At 71.5% G+C, this 15,845-nt stretch carries 14 protein-coding genes; 10 read left to right on the top strand and 4 right to left on the bottom strand.

The genetic code is table 11. The annotated features are described in order from the left end of the window. Positions 1-5: 5 nt before the first annotated feature. The 7 genes from nadC (at position 6) to ABZ858_RS30415 (ending at position 4,646) form a co-directional block, all read left to right on the top strand. Entirely contained in the window at positions 6-983 is a 978-nt protein-coding gene (nadC, locus tag ABZ858_RS30445; RefSeq protein WP_361385712.1) for a carboxylating nicotinate-nucleotide diphosphorylase, read from the top strand. An 8-nt stretch (positions 984-991) separates the two neighbouring features. Then, positions 992-1,789 carry a type III pantothenate kinase gene (locus tag ABZ858_RS30440; protein WP_361385709.1) on the top strand — a complete coding sequence of 266 codons (798 nt, stop codon included), beginning with the start codon at positions 992-994 and terminating at the stop codon, positions 1,787-1,789. A 118-nt stretch (positions 1,790-1,907) separates the two neighbouring features. After that, entirely contained in the window at positions 1,908-2,612 is a 705-nt protein-coding gene (locus ABZ858_RS30435; RefSeq protein ID WP_361385706.1) for a hypothetical protein, read from the top strand. Between the two features lie 54 nt (positions 2,613-2,666). Further along, the gene (locus ABZ858_RS30430; RefSeq protein ID WP_361385703.1) at positions 2,667-2,852 is read left to right on the top strand and encodes a hypothetical protein; all 186 of its coding nucleotides are present in this window, start codon (positions 2,667-2,669) and stop codon (positions 2,850-2,852) included. Positions 2,853-3,004: 152 nt separating this feature from the next. Continuing rightward, positions 3,005-3,514, top strand: a complete 510-nt coding sequence (locus ABZ858_RS30425; protein ID WP_361385700.1) for a BlaI/MecI/CopY family transcriptional regulator — start codon at positions 3,005-3,007, stop codon at positions 3,512-3,514. Between the two features lie 9 nt (positions 3,515-3,523). Further along, positions 3,524-4,057, top strand: a complete 534-nt coding sequence (locus ABZ858_RS30420; RefSeq protein ID WP_361385697.1) for an amino-acid N-acetyltransferase — start codon at positions 3,524-3,526, stop codon at positions 4,055-4,057. 250 nt (positions 4,058-4,307) lie between these two features. Next, complete coding sequence (locus tag ABZ858_RS30415; protein ID WP_361385694.1) at positions 4,308-4,646, top strand: Lsr2 family protein; 339 nt, start codon at positions 4,308-4,310, stop codon at positions 4,644-4,646. A 173-nt stretch (positions 4,647-4,819) separates the two neighbouring features. Here the strand turns inward: ABZ858_RS30415 and ABZ858_RS30410 are convergent, their stop codons facing one another. Further along, complete coding sequence (locus ABZ858_RS30410) at positions 4,820-5,455, bottom strand: SCO3374 family protein (protein WP_361385691.1); 636 nt, start codon at positions 5,453-5,455, stop codon at positions 4,820-4,822. 441 nt (positions 5,456-5,896) lie between these two features. On the opposite strand from ABZ858_RS30410, the gene ABZ858_RS30405 reads away from it, so the two are divergent. Then, positions 5,897-8,422, top strand: a complete 2,526-nt coding sequence (locus ABZ858_RS30405; RefSeq protein WP_361385687.1) for an ATP-dependent Clp protease ATP-binding subunit — start codon at positions 5,897-5,899, stop codon at positions 8,420-8,422. Positions 8,423-8,482: 60 nt separating this feature from the next. Here ABZ858_RS30405 and ABZ858_RS30400 read toward each other — a convergent pair whose 3' ends face one another. Together ABZ858_RS30400 and ABZ858_RS30395 are read right to left on the bottom strand one after the other, a co-directional pair. Further along, entirely contained in the window at positions 8,483-11,542 is a 3,060-nt protein-coding gene (locus ABZ858_RS30400; RefSeq protein ID WP_361385683.1) for an NACHT domain-containing protein, read from the bottom strand. Between the two features lie 48 nt (positions 11,543-11,590). Then, positions 11,591-12,259, bottom strand: a complete 669-nt coding sequence (locus tag ABZ858_RS30395; RefSeq protein ID WP_361385680.1) for an HAD family acid phosphatase — start codon at positions 12,257-12,259, stop codon at positions 11,591-11,593. Between the two features lie 452 nt (positions 12,260-12,711). On the opposite strand from ABZ858_RS30395, the gene ABZ858_RS30390 reads away from it, so the two are divergent. Next, positions 12,712-13,290 (top strand): M23 family metallopeptidase, encoded by a 579-nt coding sequence (locus ABZ858_RS30390; RefSeq protein WP_361385677.1) that lies wholly within the window; start codon positions 12,712-12,714, stop codon positions 13,288-13,290. Positions 13,291-13,418: 128 nt separating this feature from the next. Here the strand turns inward: ABZ858_RS30390 and ABZ858_RS30385 are convergent, their stop codons facing one another. Then, entirely contained in the window at positions 13,419-14,015 is a 597-nt protein-coding gene (locus ABZ858_RS30385; protein WP_361385674.1) for a TetR/AcrR family transcriptional regulator, read from the bottom strand. A 153-nt stretch (positions 14,016-14,168) separates the two neighbouring features. Here ABZ858_RS30385 and ABZ858_RS30380 point away from each other — a divergent pair, with 153 nt between their 5' ends. Further along, complete coding sequence (locus ABZ858_RS30380; RefSeq protein WP_361385671.1) at positions 14,169-15,719, top strand: MDR family MFS transporter; 1,551 nt, start codon at positions 14,169-14,171, stop codon at positions 15,717-15,719. The last annotated feature ends 126 nt before the right edge of the window (positions 15,720-15,845 follow it).

Below are 15,845 nucleotides of genomic sequence, written 5' to 3'. Positions count from 1 at the left end.
CACCAGTGAGCACCGACGACCTTCCCCTCGCCCCGAACGGCGGCTGCGGCGACGGCTGTGCCTGCGGCGCGGACCCGGACGAGGAGTACCTGGAGTGCGGCCTCGACCCCGCGCTCGCCCAGCTGCTGGCCGACGCCGGCCTCGACCCCGTGGAGATCGAGGACATCGCCAACGTCGCCCTCCAGGAGGACCTGGCGGGCGGCGTGGACGTGACCACGGTCGCCACCATCCCCGAGGAGGCCGTGGCCACCGGTGACTTCACCGCGCGCGAGGCGGGCGTGGTGGCCGGTCTGCGCGTCGCCGAAGCGGTCCTCTCGGTCGTCTGCACGGACGAGTTCGAGGTCGAGCGGCACGTCGAGGACGGCGTGCGGGTGGCGGCCGGGCAGAAGCTGCTGTCGGTCACCACTCGCACGCGTGACCTGCTGACCGCCGAGCGCAGCGCGCTGAACCTGCTGTGCCGCCTGTCCGGCATCGCCACCGCCACGCGCGCGTGGGCGGACGCCCTGGAGGGCACCGCGGCCCAGGTGCGCGACACGCGCAAGACGACACCGGGACTGCGGTCCCTGGAGAAGTTCGCCGTCCGGGCCGGCGGCGGCGTCAACCACCGCATGTCGCTGTCGGACGCGGCCCTGGTCAAGGACAACCACGTGGTCGCCGCCGGCGGTGTGGGACCGGCCTTCAAGGCGGTCCGGGAGGCCTTCCCCGACCTGGCGATCGAGGTCGAGGTCGACACCCTGCACCAGCTGCGCGAGGTCGTCGACGCGGGCGCCGACCTGATCCTGCTGGACAACTTCACGCCCGGCGAGTGCGAGGAGGCCGTGGCGATCGTCGAGGGCCGTGCCCTGCTGGAGGCGTCCGGCCGGCTCACCGTGGACAACGCCCGGGTCTACGCCGACACCGGCGTCGACTTCCTGGCCGTGGGCGCCCTGACCCACTCCTCGCCGATCCTGGACATCGGCCTGGACCTGCGCGAGGCGGAGTAGACCCGGCCATGCTCCTGACCATCGACGTAGGCAACACCCACACGGTCCTGGGCCTGTTCGACGGGGACGAGATCGTCGAGCACTGGCGCATCTCCACCGACGCCCGGCGCACCGCCGACGAACTGGCCGTGCTGCTGCAGGGCCTGATGGGCATGCACCCGCTGCTCGGCGACGAGCTGGGCGACGGCATCGACGGCATCGCGATCTGCGCGACCGTGCCGTCGGTGCTGCACGAGCTGCGCGAGGTGACCCGCCGCTACTACGGCGACGTACCGGCCGTGCTCGTGGAGCCCGGCGTCAAGACGGGCGTGCCGATCCTGACCGACAACCCCAAGGAGGTCGGCGCCGACCGCATCATCAACGCGGTCGCGGCCGTCGAGCTGTACGGCGGTCCGGCCGTCGTCGTGGACTTCGGCACCGCGACGACGTTCGACGCGGTCTCCGCGCGCGGGGAGTACATCGGCGGCGTCATCGCCCCCGGCATCGAGATCTCCGTGGAGGCCCTCGGCGTCAAGGGCGCCCAGCTGCGCAAGATCGAGGTGGCCCGGCCGCGCAGCGTGATCGGCAAGAACACCGTCGAGGCGATGCAGGCGGGCATCGTCTACGGGTTCGCCGGCCAGGTCGACGGGGTCGTCGGCCGCATGGCCCGCGAGCTGGCCGACGACCCGGACGACGTCACCGTGATCGCCACCGGCGGCCTGGCCCCCATGGTGCTCGGCGAGTCCTCCGCCATCGACGAGCACGAGCCCTGGCTGACCCTGATCGGCCTCCGCCTGGTCTACGAACGCAACATGTCCCGCCTGTGACCACCGGCGGCCCTCCCGCCCGCGGCAGGGCCGCCGCAGGATCACCGGCCACCGGCCACCCCCGCGCCACACCCGCGCCTTATGTCGAATTTGTCTGATTAGCGCGTATGGTCGGGCTATGCCCACGCCATACGGAACCCGCGGCGGCATGGCGTTCGGCGCGGAGGAGCTGCGTGTGCTCCGCCGCGCCCTCGCCGTCGCCCTCCATCTGCGTCCCGCCAGCGCCGAGGACGCGCAGGACTGCCTCCGGCTCGCCCAGTCGCTCGACGAGGCGATGCGCGAGGGCGCCCGGCTGCGCGCGTTCCTGGTGGCCGACCTCGCCCGCTACCGCGACGCGCTGCCCGGTACGGCCGCCGGCTACCTCACCCTGCTGGCGGAGGCCCTCGGCGCCGGCTACCAGCCCGTGACCGACGACCTGGCCGCCCTGCGCGCCCTGCGCGGCAACCCGGCCGCGGCGGCCCTCCTGCGCCGCTGCGGGGCGGGAGAGGGCACCTCCGGCACTTCCGGCACCTCCACCACCTCCGCCGCCATCGCCGCCGTACCGGCCTCCCGCACCCCCCTGAGCCCCGTACGGGCGCTCAGCGGCGGTGTGGTGCCGGCCGCCCGGGCGGCGGCCGAGGGCGCGGAGCGCGGCAAGGAGCCCGCGAAGCGGCCCGCGCCGAAGCCGGGGGAGCGCCCGGCGCCCGCCCAGCCCGCGCCCAGCACCCCCAAGCCCGCCCGCCGTCCCGTCCCCACCCCGGGCGAGGTCTTCCCGCGCCGCAAGCCGGCCCCGCCGCCCGGCGCCCCGCAGCAGCGGCTCACCGCGCGACTCGCCGTGGTGTAGCGGTCCGGGCCACCCCGCCCCTGTTTGTCCCGGGGCCGTGGCTACTCTGGAGCCATGGACTACGTCTCCGCACTCGTTCCGCCGATCGTCATGGCCGCGTTCTTCATCGGTCTGGTCAGGGTGATCGTGAAGACCCAGGGCGGGGCCGCCAAGGCCAAGGAGGACGCGGCGGTCGACGCCGCCCTGGCCCGCACGCAGGGCGCCGGCCCCGCCGCGGGCGCCGCCTCGCCCGACGCCTGACAGGGCGTACGGCCCGCAGTCGGTGGACCCGGACCCGGACCTTGACCCGGGCCCCGCCCGAACCGCCGGCCGTACGCCCTTTCTGTCATCGTTCGCGGGAGAAGCGCACGTCCCGCACGCCATTACCGTCATCTCCCACTATGGTCTGAAGTGTGCCTCGCCCCTTGGGAGAACTCGAAGACGCGGTCATGACGCGGGTGTGGAAGTGGAACCGCCCGGTGACCGTTCGGGAAGTCCTGGAAGACCTCCAGCAGGAGCGGTCCATCGCGTACACCACGGTGATGACCGTTTTGGACAATCTCCATCAGAAGGGCTGGGTACGCCGCGAAGCGGAAGGCCGGGCCTATCGATATGAGGCGGTCTCCACCCGGGCCGCCTACGCCGCCGCGCTGATGAACGACGCCTGGTCCCAGAGTGACAACGCCGCCGCCGCTCTCGTCGCCTTCTTCGGCATGATGAGCGAGGAACAGCGGCGCGCCCTGCGGGACGCCGTACGGATCGTCGAAGGCACCACGGCCACGGCCGAAGTCCCGCCGGAACCGCCGGCCGAAGTCCCGCCGGAAGCGGCTCCCGAAGTCCGCGGCGAAGTCCCGGATACCCCCGATGCCGCCGAAACCGGTGACCGGAACCCCGGCTCGGTGCGGGGCGGCGACGGGCGATAGCGTCCGCTCATGTCCGCAGAGCAACCCGAAGTCTCCGCAAAAGCCATCACCGTCCGGCGGGCCAGGACCGACGATGTCCCGGCCGTGCGCCGGCTGCTGGACGACTACGCCCGCGGCCGCATCCTGCTCGACAAAGCGACCGTGACGCTTTACGAGGACATCCAGGAGTTCTGGATCGCGGAACGGGACGACAACGCCGAGGTCGTCGGCTGCGGCGCACTGCACGTGATGTGGGAAGACCTGGCGGAAGTGCGCACTCTCGCCGTCAAGCCGGGCCTCAAGGGCGCCGGCGTGGGCCATCAGTTGCTGGAGAAGTTGCTGCAGACCGCGCGCCGGCTCGGTGTTCGCCGCGTTTTCTGCCTGACCTTCGAAGTCGACTTCTTCGGGAAGCACGGCTTCGTCGAGATCGGGGAGACGCCGGTCGACCGTGATGTCTACGCGGAGCTGCTGCGTTCCTATGACGAGGGCGTAGCGGAGTTCCTCGGTCTCGAACGAGTGAAACCGAACACCTTGGGCAACAGTCGGATGCTTCTGCATCTGTGACCGCCGCGGGCGGTCGGTGCCGGAGCGGGGAAGCCGTATTCCGCCGGGCCGGTCATGCCCGCGTTCCCTATGTCCGAAACGCACATGTTTCCGGTCCGGGATGATGGTCCGGTCTCTCCCAGGGGTTTGTGTTTTTCCCGCAAAAGCGGTTTGCTTTCCGACGTACTGCAGCACTGCATATAACAGGGGACGGCGAAACGGCGGACACCGACGAGCCCCGGCCCTCACGTTATCGATGAAAGGAAATCCGGTGGCACAGAAGGTTCAGGTCCTTCTTGTCGACGACCTCGACGGCGGCGAGGCGGACGAGACGGTGACGTTCGCACTGGACGGCAAGACCTACGAGATCGATCTCACCACCGCCAATGCGGACAAGCTCCGTGGCCTTCTCGACCCGTATGTGAAGAGTGGCCGCCGTACCGGGGGCCGCGCTTCCGGCGGTCGCGGGAAGACGCGTGCCGCCGCGGCCGGCGGCAGCCAGGACACGGCGCAGATCCGGGCCTGGGCGAAGGAGAACGGTTACGAGGTCAACGACCGCGGCCGCGTTCCCGCGACCATCCGCGAGGCGTACGAGAAGGCCAACGGCTGACACGAGCCGATGAGCGGCCCGACGGGCCGCGGCCGAGGGCCGGGCGTCCGCGCACGGCCGTCCGGTCGCGGGACCGGGCCGGCCGCCGTCCGGCCGCAGGGTCGGCCCTCCGGTCGGCAGGTCCGGACCGTCGAAATCAAAAAGCCCGGCGGCCCAGGACCGACTCCGGCCGCCTAGGACGACTCCGGTGGCCGGCCGCACGCGCGCCGCAGCCGGACCCGGTGGCACTGCGTGGCCAGCGTGCTCACCAGGCGTACGAGATCGGGGGCGCCCTCGCCGCCCCCCACGGCCGGCCCGGCGGACAGCGCGGACAGGGCCGGCAGCGAGGTCCCGGTCTCGCACCCGGGCTCAGGGGGCCGCAGCCACACGGCGGCCCCCTGCGGAGTGCCCTGACCCGGCGGGCGCGGCCACGGCCCGGCGCCGGGCGGCGCCGGCGCGTCCATCAGCGCGCCCTCCCCCAGCCCCACCAGATCCAGGTCCAGCGCGCCCCACTCCAGCCAGCGCAGCAGCCCCGGCAGCTCCTCCGCGCCGCCCGCGGCCACCAGGAGCTGCATCCGGTCCGCCCGCACGGCCACCGGGGACAGCGGCGGCCCCAGGCGGCGCAGCGCCGCGCGCCCCGCCTCCAGCGGCACGTCCAGGACGTCGAAACGGTGGCCCACGACCAGCCGCACCGGGTTGCCGGGGGCCGTCGCCCAGCCCAGCTCCCGCTCGTACCAGCGCCGCACCCGGCCGTCGCCGCCGGGACCCGGCGGCCGGCGGGGGAGCGGGACGGGGACGGGAACGGTGAGCGGGGAGGGACGGCCGGCCATGCCGGGTGCAACCACCGGGAGGCCCCGGAGGTTACGCTGGGTGGCTGTGTGCACGCGCCCCGTGTCGAACAAGGGGGCGCGCGGAGGTGGGAAGGGGCGCAAGGTTGTTCGCCCATAGCGGAGGGAACCGGTGCGCGCCGCATGGAGTGTCAGTCGGTGCGGGTAAGACATGCCTAGTGGGAGGGGGCGACACGCAGGCCGCACCCGGGCAAAGGAGTCTCACGTTCGCCATCGGCGTACTGGCGACTGGGGTATCTGCCTGGCCTGCGGGAACATCGTCTCGCACCATCGGGTTGGAGCAGATGTCGGCGTTCGGGGTCAGGAGGCCATCGACGGTGTCGGCAGTTGGAATGAGCGGTCCCCGCTTGCGGGACTAAGCTGCGGAAGGACAGGGAGGGGAAGTTCCCCCCACTGCCTGACCGCTCTGAGGAGCGATTAACGATGTTCGAGAGGTTCACCGACCGCGCGCGGCGGGTTGTCGTCCTGGCTCAGGAAGAAGCCCGGATGCTCAACCACAACTACATCGGCACCGAGCACATCCTCCTGGGTCTCATCCACGAGGGCGAAGGTGTCGCCGCTAAGGCCCTGGAGAGCCTCGGCATTTCGCTTGAGGCGGTCCGCCAGCAGGTGGAGGAGATCATCGGTCAGGGCCAGCAGGCCCCGTCCGGCCACATTCCCTTCACCCCCCGTGCCAAGAAGGTCCTGGAGCTGTCGCTCCGCGAGGCCCTTCAGCTGGGTCACAACTACATCGGCACGGAGCACATCCTGCTCGGCCTGATCCGTGAGGGCGAGGGTGTCGCCGCCCAGGTCCTGGTCAAGCTGGGCGCAGACCTCAACCGGGTGCGGCAGCAGGTCATCCAGCTGCTCTCCGGTTACCAGGGCAAGGAGACCGCCACCGCCGGCGGCCCCGCCGAGGGCACCCCCTCGACCTCCCTCGTCCTGGACCAGTTCGGCCGGAACCTCACCCAGGCCGCTCGTGAGTCCAAGCTCGACCCGGTCATCGGGCGCGAGAAGGAGATCGAGCGGGTCATGCAGGTGCTGTCCCGCCGTACCAAGAACAACCCGGTGCTGATCGGTGAGCCCGGCGTCGGCAAGACCGCCGTCGTCGAGGGCCTCGCCCAGGCCATCGTCAAGGGCGAGGTGCCCGAGACCCTCAAGGACAAGCACCTCTACACCCTGGACCTCGGTGCCCTGGTCGCCGGCTCCCGCTACCGCGGTGACTTCGAGGAGCGCCTGAAGAAGGTGCTCAAGGAGATCCGCACCCGCGGTGACATCATCCTGTTCATCGACGAGCTGCACACGCTGGTCGGCGCGGGTGCCGCCGAGGGCGCCATCGACGCCGCCAGCATCCTCAAGCCGATGCTGGCCCGCGGTGAGCTGCAGACCATCGGTGCCACCACCCTGGACGAGTACCGCAAGCACCTGGAGAAGGACGCGGCCCTGGAGCGCCGCTTCCAGCCCATCCAGGTCGCCGAGCCGTCCCTGCCGCACACCATCGAGATCCTCAAGGGCCTGCGCGACCGGTACGAGGCGCACCACCGCGTCTCGATCACCGACGAGGCCCTGGTCCAGGCCGCCACCCTGGCCGACCGGTACATCTCGGACCGCTTCCTGCCGGACAAGGCGATCGACCTGATCGACGAGGCCGGATCGCGGATGCGCATCCGCCGGATGACCGCGCCGCCGGACCTGCGCGAGTTCGACGAGAAGATCGCCGGTGTCCGCCGGGACAAGGAGTCCGCGATCGACTCGCAGGACTTCGAGAAGGCCGCCTCCCTGCGCGACAAGGAGAAGCAGCTCCTGGCCGCCAAGGCCAAGCGGGAGAAGGAGTGGAAGGCCGGCGACATGGACGTCGTCGCGGAGGTCGACGGCGAGCTGATCGCCGAGGTCCTCGCCACGGCCACCGGCATCCCGGTCTTCAAGCTGACCGAGGAGGAGTCCAGCCGTCTGCTCCGCATGGAGGACGAGCTGCACAAGCGGGTCATCGGCCAGGTCGACGCCGTCAAGGCGCTGTCCAAGGCGATCCGCCGTACGCGGGCCGGCCTGAAGGACCCGAAGCGTCCCGGTGGCTCGTTCATCTTCGCCGGCCCCTCCGGTGTCGGTAAGACCGAGCTGTCCAAGGCGCTCGCCGAGTTCCTGTTCGGTGACGAGGACGCGCTGATCTCCCTCGACATGTCGGAGTTCAGCGAGAAGCACACGGTCTCGCGTCTCTTCGGTTCGCCCCCCGGCTACGTGGGCTACGAGGAGGGCGGCCAGCTGACGGAGAAGGTCCGCCGCAAGCCGTTCTCGGTCGTCCTGTTCGACGAGGTCGAGAAGGCGCACCCGGACATCTTCAACTCGCTGCTGCAGATCCTGGAGGACGGTCGCCTGACCGACTCCCAGGGCCGGGTCGTGGACTTCAAGAACACGGTCATCATCATGACGACCAACCTCGGCACCCGGGACATCTCCAAGGGCTTCAACCTGGGCTTCGCGGCCTCGGGTGACACCAAGACCAACTACGAGCGCATGAAGAACAAGGTCCAGGACGAGCTGAAGCAGCACTTCCGGCCCGAGTTCCTCAACCGCGTCGACGACGTGGTCGTCTTCCCGCAGCTCACGCAGGAGGACATCCTGCGGATCGTCGACCTGATGATCGGCAAGGTGGACGAGCGCCTCAAGGACCGGGACATGGGCATCGAGCTGTCCCAGTCCGCCAAGGAGCTGCTGTCCAAGAAGGGCTACGACCCGGTGCTGGGCGCGCGTCCGCTGCGGCGCACCATCCAGCGCGAGGTCGAGGACTCGCTGTCGGAGAAGATCCTCTTCGGCGAGCTGCGCCCCGGTCACATCGTGGTCGTGGACACCGAGGGCGAGGGCGACGAGAAGACCTTCACCTTCCGGGGTGAGGAGAAGTCGGCGCTGCCCGACGTCCCGCCGATCGAGCAGGCGGCCGGCGGAGCCGGTCCGAACCTGAGCAAGGACGCGTAGCCCTCCGGGGGTACGGCGGAGCCTGGAAGGGGCCGGTGCTTTCGAGCACCGGCCCCTTCTTCAGCGCTCGGCCAGCGTCACCGGTACGCCGGGGAAGGCCCCGGCGTACCGGTCGGCCGGGAAGCGGCTGCCGGGGTAGGTCCGCAGGATGACCTCGCGCAGTGCGGGCAGGCGCGCGGCCAGGGCGGACAGGTCCTCGGTGCCCCGCAGGGCGAGGATGCTCAGCTGGACGACGCCCGGCAGGGGCGGCATGGCCTCGATGCTCTCGGGGAAGCGCGCGACGAGGCTCGCGTTCAGGTGCAGTGTGGCCAGTGCGGGCAGCCCGGCCACGGAGCGCCAGTCGTCGGCGGTCGGGGCGGTCGACAGCTCTCCCAGGCCGAGGTCGATGAGTCCGGACCAGTGACCGAGGCCGCGCAGTCCCGTCCGGGCCGTGGTGCCGCGGCCCAGGAAGAGGGTCTCCAGCGGGGCACGGAGCGGCAGCGTGTCGGTGAGGGCGTCACCCGGCAGCTCCTGGTCCAGGGTGATCCGCCGCAGGGAGTCCAGCGCCGCCAGGCCGGCCAGGTCGGCGATCCGGCCGCAGCCGAGATTGTCGAGGGAGAGCGGGGCGAGCCGGTCCAGGCCGTGGGCCGCGAGACAGCCCTTGATCCACAGGGTGCCGAGCGAGCCGAACGGCAGCAGCGCGCCCACATCACCGATCAGCGGGTTGTCGCACAGGTCCAGGTAGGTGACGGCCGCGCGCTCGCGGACGGCCGACACCATCTCCTCGGCCGGGTGCGCGCCCCGGAAGGTCACGCTCGTCCAGGGCCGCATCCCCGCCAGGGCCGCCCGCTGCTCCGCCGACTCGCAGCTGATCCGGAGGCCGGTGCGGTCGAGATGGTCGAGGACCTCCGCCGCGTACTCCTCGGTGCCGAAGCGGCCCCAGGTGCCCACGAGCTGGCGGCGGACGTCCAGGCAGGGGTGGGAGCGGAAGCGGCGGAGCACGCCGAGGGCGCCCGCGGGCTCCTCCGAGCCGAGCACCGACGCGGTGACCGTGACCCCCAGCGCCTCGGCGTCGCTCAGCCCCTCCGGTCCCGGCAGCAGCTCCAGCACCAGCGGTCCGGCCTCCACCAGGGCCCGCGCGTCCTGGGCCGTCCGGGGCGGGATCAGCGCGGCGGCCCGTGCCTCCACCTCCGCCCGTACGCCCGGCTCCAGGGCCGCGGCGTGCTCCAGGCAGGCCAGTGCCAGCAGGGTGAGCCGGGGGGTGTCCCGGGCCAGCAGCCGCCGCAGCACCCAGGCGCGCTCGCGGGGGCGGGCGTGGGCCACCGCCATGCGGATGACGTCCTCCCACTGGGCGTCCTCGGCGTGGCTGGTCAGCACGTCGAGGTGGCCCTCCTCCACGGCGTACCGCGCCCCCAGGTAGTCCTGGAAGGTGCGGTGCACGAAGTCCACGGTGCCCTCGGCCGGCCGGCGCAGCAGGCCGCTGCGCAGCAGCAGGGTGTGCAGGACCGCCGCCGCGGCGCCGGGTCCGGCGGGCAGGGCGACCGAGGGCAGGCAGCGCTCCACGATGCCCTCGGCGGTCTCGGTGTCCATCTCGGTACGGCCGCTCAGCACCAGCGCGTAGGCGAGCCGCTGCAGCAGTTCCAGCGCCGCCTCCTCGCCGATCTCCACGTCGTCCACGTCGGTCGTGCCGCGTTCGCGGTCCCGGCGGGTCAGCAGCATCGCGAGGGCGGCGTCGTACAGCTCCTTGCGGCCGGTGGGCAGGTAGCCGCGGCGCTCGCGGTGCAGCGCGCAGATCAGGCCGCACAGCAGCGGGTTGGTGGCCAGCCGGGCCAGGTCGCGCTTGGTCCGCAGGGCCTCCAGGAGCGGGCCCTCGTACTCGGGTGCGCGCGCCGCCTGGTGCCAGCGGCGGACGAACGTGGTGGCCTCCGAGGGGCGCATCGGGGCCAGGGACAGCTCCCGGAAGTCCTCCTGGGCCAGCCAGTCGGCGCGTACGGCCGTGGGGCGGGAGGTGACGAGCCAGCGGTTGCCGGGGTAGGCCCGCAGCAGGGCGCACAGCCAGTCGCGGGTGCGGTGCCGCTCGGCGGCCGGGATCTCGTCCAGGCCGTCCACCAGGACCAGGCCGCGGCCCGCCGCCAGGACGCGGTCGGCCCAGCCCTCCGGCGGGCTCAGCGGGCAGCCCACCGCCTTGAGGAAGTCGGCGGGCGCGGGCAGCGGCCCGGTGCGGACCAGGGTGCGCAGGGGCAGCACGTACGGGACGCGGTCGCCGTCGCGGGCCGCCGTGACCGCCAGCCACTGCACCAGGGTCGTCTTGCCGGAGCCGGCGTCGCCGCGCAGCAGGACCCGGGAGTCGGCGAGCAGGGCCTCCTCGGCGGGCAGCCGGGCCGGTGCGCCGGGATGCTGGTCCGGCGCCGGCTCGGCCGTGCCGTCCGGCGCACCGGTCGCCTCCAGGCTCAGGTACGCCACTTCCAGCGGCCAGCGGTCGGGGGAGTCGCGCAGGTCGATGCCGTAGATGGTGAGGTGGTCGTGCTGCCGGGCGAGGTAGGGCAGGTAGCGGCGCTCGAAGGCGGTGTCGCGGGCGTCGGGGCGCGGGACGCGGGTGATCAGCTCGTCGACCCGGGCGATCAGCTCGGACTGCGTCCGGGTCTGCTCCACCAGGGTGCGGGCCACGAAGGTGGAGCGGCGGGTGAAGAACTCCAGCACCTGGAGGCAGGCCCACTCGGTGGCGGTCTCCAGGAAGTGGCACGCGTCGCCGGACAGCCCGTGGCCGGCGGCCGGCGCGTGCCGGCCGAGCCGCCTGGCCAGCTCGCGATGGCCCAGCCGGACGGCCTGCACGTCGTCCATGTCGAGGTCGCCGAGGGCGAGCAGGCGGCCGGCCAGGGCGCCGGCGACGGCCTCCTGCTCGGCGGCCGGGAAGGGCGGCTCGCCCGGCGAGTCCACCGCCTCCCGCACCAGCTGCCCGGCGAGCCCGCGCACCTCCTTGGCGCCCAGCACCCGCTTCTCGCCGCGGAAGGACACGAGGTCCTTCATCCGCACCGGCCGGTCCACCAGCCCGGCGCCCGGGCCGTCCGCCACGAACAGCTTCCTGACCAGCGGCGCGACCAGGCTGGACGCGAGTTTGCCGCCGATTACCGTGGGCTCCATCCGCCGCACCCCCCGTGATTGCACGAACAGCGGGAGCCTATCCGCAGGTCAGGACAACTGGCCGTCGTAGTCGGGCAGTTTGAAGGTCTTCTCGGCGTGGCCGCCGGACAGGTCGGTGGCGCTGTTGCCGATGTTGGCGATGATCGTGTAGCCCTTCGCCTCGATGCCGGCGCGCTGGGCGGTCTTGTAGTCGGCGACGTTCTTGAACAGGTCGAGCAGGCCGCGGACGTAGAGGCCGTCCACCTCGTAGCCGTCGTGCTCCAGGTTGTAGGCGGTGGGCGCCGCGATGATCCCGGGGCGGGCGGTGACGAAGAACAGCGAGACGCCGTGCTCCTGGGCGTACCGGGCGACCTCCAGCACGGGCCGGTTGGCCGGCTGCGGCCAGTGGAAGCCGAAGTCGGTCTCCAGGGTGGTGTTGTCCACGTCGAACACGATGGCCCGCTTCTCGCCCGGGGCGCCGGCCGCGATCCGCTCCTCGATGTAGGGCAGCGCCTGGTCCATCACGCCCTGGCAGTCCCGCTGCCAGGTGGCGTGGTCGACCTTTCCGGACGCGGCGGCGGTGGCGGCCCGGGCGGGGGCGCTCGCCGGGGCCTGGACCCGGGCGGGGGCCGGGGCGTCCGTGGCGGCGTGGGCGCCCGCGGGGACGGCCAGCGCGGTGACGGCGACCGTGGCGAGTGCGGTCAGGCCGGTGCGGCGTGCCCGGGTGCCAGTGCTCATGAGGGGGTCCTCTCGCGTCCGTAACGCTACGGGTTGTTGTGGGCATGCTCGTGCGTCAGGGTGGCGGCAGGGGAACCGGATGATTACTTGCTGGTAACCCTGCTGAGACGGGCACCACATGAGCCCGGTCACAGGAAAGGGGGGTCCAGGGGGGTCGGCCGGTGACATGGGGCACAGGCGGCGTGGCCGGTACTACGGCACCTAGTGGGGGACAGGTCTCCTTAAATCGGGCATTTCACCCCACGCAATGGGAGGGGATAGTGGTTTTACAGGGCTTTTGTCCCATATGGGTGAGGTGTCAAGAGACCTGCATCACTGCCCCTGGTTACTAGTTTGCGTCGTAGTGGGGGTGTTTGAGGGCCGCTGTCCGGCCGGGTTACCAAGGTGGAGCCCGCCCGGCGAAGGCAGAAACGTCCGGGTGGTTCACATGTCCCCCACCCCCAGAGGTTTCGATGTTCCAGCGCGCCACCGTCCGTTCTTCCCGTGCGACCAAGCTCCGTACCCGCGCCGCCGTCCTGGCCGCCGGCCTGGGAGTCTCCGTCGCGCTGGGGGCGGGCGCCGCGTCGGCCGCCGAGATGGCGGCCCCCACCGCCACCGTCGCCAAGTCGGCGGCCGCCTGGGTCGACCCGGTGAAGCACTACACCCTCACCGCCAGCTTCGACCAGGGCGGCAGCCACTGGATGCACAAGCACAGCGGTCAGGACTTCGCCGTGCCGATCGGCACCGACGTCTCCGCGGCCCACGGCGGCACCGTCGTCAAGGCCGGCCCCAACGGCGGCGGCGACGGCCCCGCCTACGGCAACGCCATCGTCGTCAAGCACGCCAACGGGCTGTACTCCCAGTACGCCCACCTGTCCCGGATCGACGTGAAGGTCGGCCAGGTCGTCGCCACCGGTCAGCACATAGCCAAGTCCGGCAACACCGGCAACACCACCGGCCCGCACCTGCACTTCGAGATCCGCACCACCGCGAACTACGGCTCCGCCGTCAACCCGGTCGTCTTCCTGCGCGCCCACGGCGTGAAGGTCTGAGCCACGGCCTGACGGCCGGCCGGTCCGGCTGAACGCCTCCTCATCGCCGCCCGCTGCATGCCAGCGGGCGGCGGTGTGCTGCCGGGAGCCGTTCCGGACCCGGCGCAGGAGCCGTGTTCCGGACCGGCTCAGGAGCCGTGCGCGCCGCGGTGGGCCTGGGTCACCAGGTCGATGGAGACCTCCAGGACGGCCTTGCGCCGCTCCTCGGGGCCGGCCTCGATGTCCTGCATGAGGAACATCCCGGCGTGCAGCGTGAAGAGCGCGCTGACACAGCGCACCTGATCGGTCAGGCTCGCCTCCGGGTCGATGATGATGTCCCGCAGGCCGGCCATCCGGTCCTTGAAACTGTCGCCGATCCGCAGCTCGCGCACCGTCGCCTGGTTCTCCTGCATGAAGCGGAACAGCGGCGAGGCGCCGTCGAGGGCGTCGCTGTAGCGGCGGATGATCTCCTGCTTGGTCGCCAGGGTGTGCGGCTGCCCCCGGCCCCACTCGATCAGGTCCTGGATCGGCTGCGTCAGATCCTCGAAGAGACTGACGATGATCTCTTCCTTGGTCTTGAAGTGGTAGTAAAGCGCCGCCTTGGTGACGTCCAGCCGCTCCGCGATCTCGCGCAGGGACGTCTTCTCGTAGCCCTGCTCGGCGAAGAGTTCGAGGGCTACGTCCTGGATGCGCTGGCGCGTGTTCCCGCGGCGCTGCTGCTTGGTGCCGTCCATCGTGCCGCCCATCCTCGTACTCCTCGTGCCATGTCGGAAACTTACCTGCCGGCCGGTCAGCAGAAACTTACTTGACGCCCGGCTAGTAAACCTCTACCTTCCGGAGTGTAGTCACTTGCCGGTCGGCAAGTAAGTAGGTCGGCGCAGCTGGGGGAAGTAGGGATCATGGCGGTAGCGGAGATAGCGGAGACGGAGACCGGCACAGCCGGCAAACAGCCCAGGAGCGTGCGGGTCGTCCTGCTCGCCCTCATGATCGCGATGATGCTCGCGATGCTGGACAACATGATCGTGGGCACGGCGATGCCGACGATCGTCGGTGAGCTGGGCGGTCTGGAACACCTGTCCTGGGTGGTGACCGCGTACACCCTCGCGACCGCCGCCGCGACCCCGCTGTGGGGCAAGCTCGGCGACATGTACGGGCGCAAGGGCGCCTTCATGACCTCGATCGTGCTCTTCCTGGTCGGCTCCGCGCTGAGCGGCATGGCCCAGGACATGGGACAGCTGATCGGCTTCCGCGCCGTGCAGGGCCTGGGCGCCGGCGGCCTGATGGTCGGCGTGATGGCGATCATCGGTGACCTGATCCCGCCCCGCGAGCGCGGCAAGTACCAGGGCATGATGGCCGGTGTCATGGCGCTGGCGATGATCGGCGGCCCGCTGGTCGGCGGCACCATCACCGACAACTGGGGCTGGCGCTGGGCCTTCTACATCAACCTGCCGCTCGGCGCGGTGGCGCTCGTCGCGATCAGCATCGTCCTGCACCTGCCGAAGAAGCGCGCCGATGCCCGCGTCGACTACCTGGGCGCCGCGCTGCTCACCCTCGGCATCAGCTCCATCGTGCTCGTCACGACCTGGGGCGGCTCGCAGTACGCCTGGACCTCCGCGCGGATCATGGAGCTGATCGCGATCGGCGTGGCCGCGCTGATCGGGTTCGTGTTCTGGCAGACCAGGGCCGCCGAGCCGATCGTGCCGCTGCACATCTTCCGCAGCCGCAACTTCACCCTGATGTCGCTGATCGGCTTCATCACCGGTTTCGTGATGTTCGGCGCGGTGCTCTTCCTCCCGCTGTACCAGCAGTCGGTGCAGGGTGCCTCCGCGACCAACTCCGGCCTGCTGCTGCTGCCGATGCTCGGCGCGATGCTGGTCGTGTCGATGATCGCGGGCCGGGTCACCACCAACAGCGGCCGCTACAAGGTCTTCCCGGTCGTCGGCAGCGTCCTGATGATCGTCGGCCTGTACCTGCTGTCCCTGATGGACACCGGCACCACCCGGCTGACCTCCGGCCTCTACATGGCCGTGCTCGGGGCCGGCATGGGCTGCCTGATGCAGATCACCATGCTGGTCGCGCAGAACAGCGTGCAGATGAAGGACATGGGCGTGGCCTCCTCGTCCACCACCCTCTTCCGTACGCTCGGCTCGTCCTTCGGCGTGGCGATCATGGGTGCGCTCTTCAACCACCGGGTCCAGGACGTCATGGCCGAGCGGGCCGGCGCGGCGGGCTCGAAGATGACCGAGCAGTCGGCGCAGCTGGACGCCAAGAGCCTGGAGAAGCTGCCCGCGGTGGCGCGGGAGGCCTACCAGCACGCGGTGTCCTCCGGTACGCACTCGGCGTTCCTGCTGGGCTCCGTGGTCGCGATCGTCGCGCTGGTGGCGGCGGTGTTCGTCAAGGAGGTGCCGCTCAAGGGCGCCGGCCCGGCCGCGGCCAAGACCGAGAGCTAGGACGTTCCTCCCGTCCCGGCGCATGAGGAAGGCCCCCGGCGGTGGCCGCGGCGGGGGGCGGGCGGGGCGGCGGGGGGGGGGGGGGGGGGCGCGCACACCCCCCGGAGAGCCGGACGCGGGGAGCTG

Origin of the sequence: Streptomyces sp. NPDC047017, assembly GCF_040644175.1 — a bacterium.
Lineage (GTDB): Bacteria > Actinomycetota > Actinomycetes > Streptomycetales > Streptomycetaceae > Streptomyces.
This window is presented reverse-complemented; position numbering and strand designations above follow the sequence as displayed.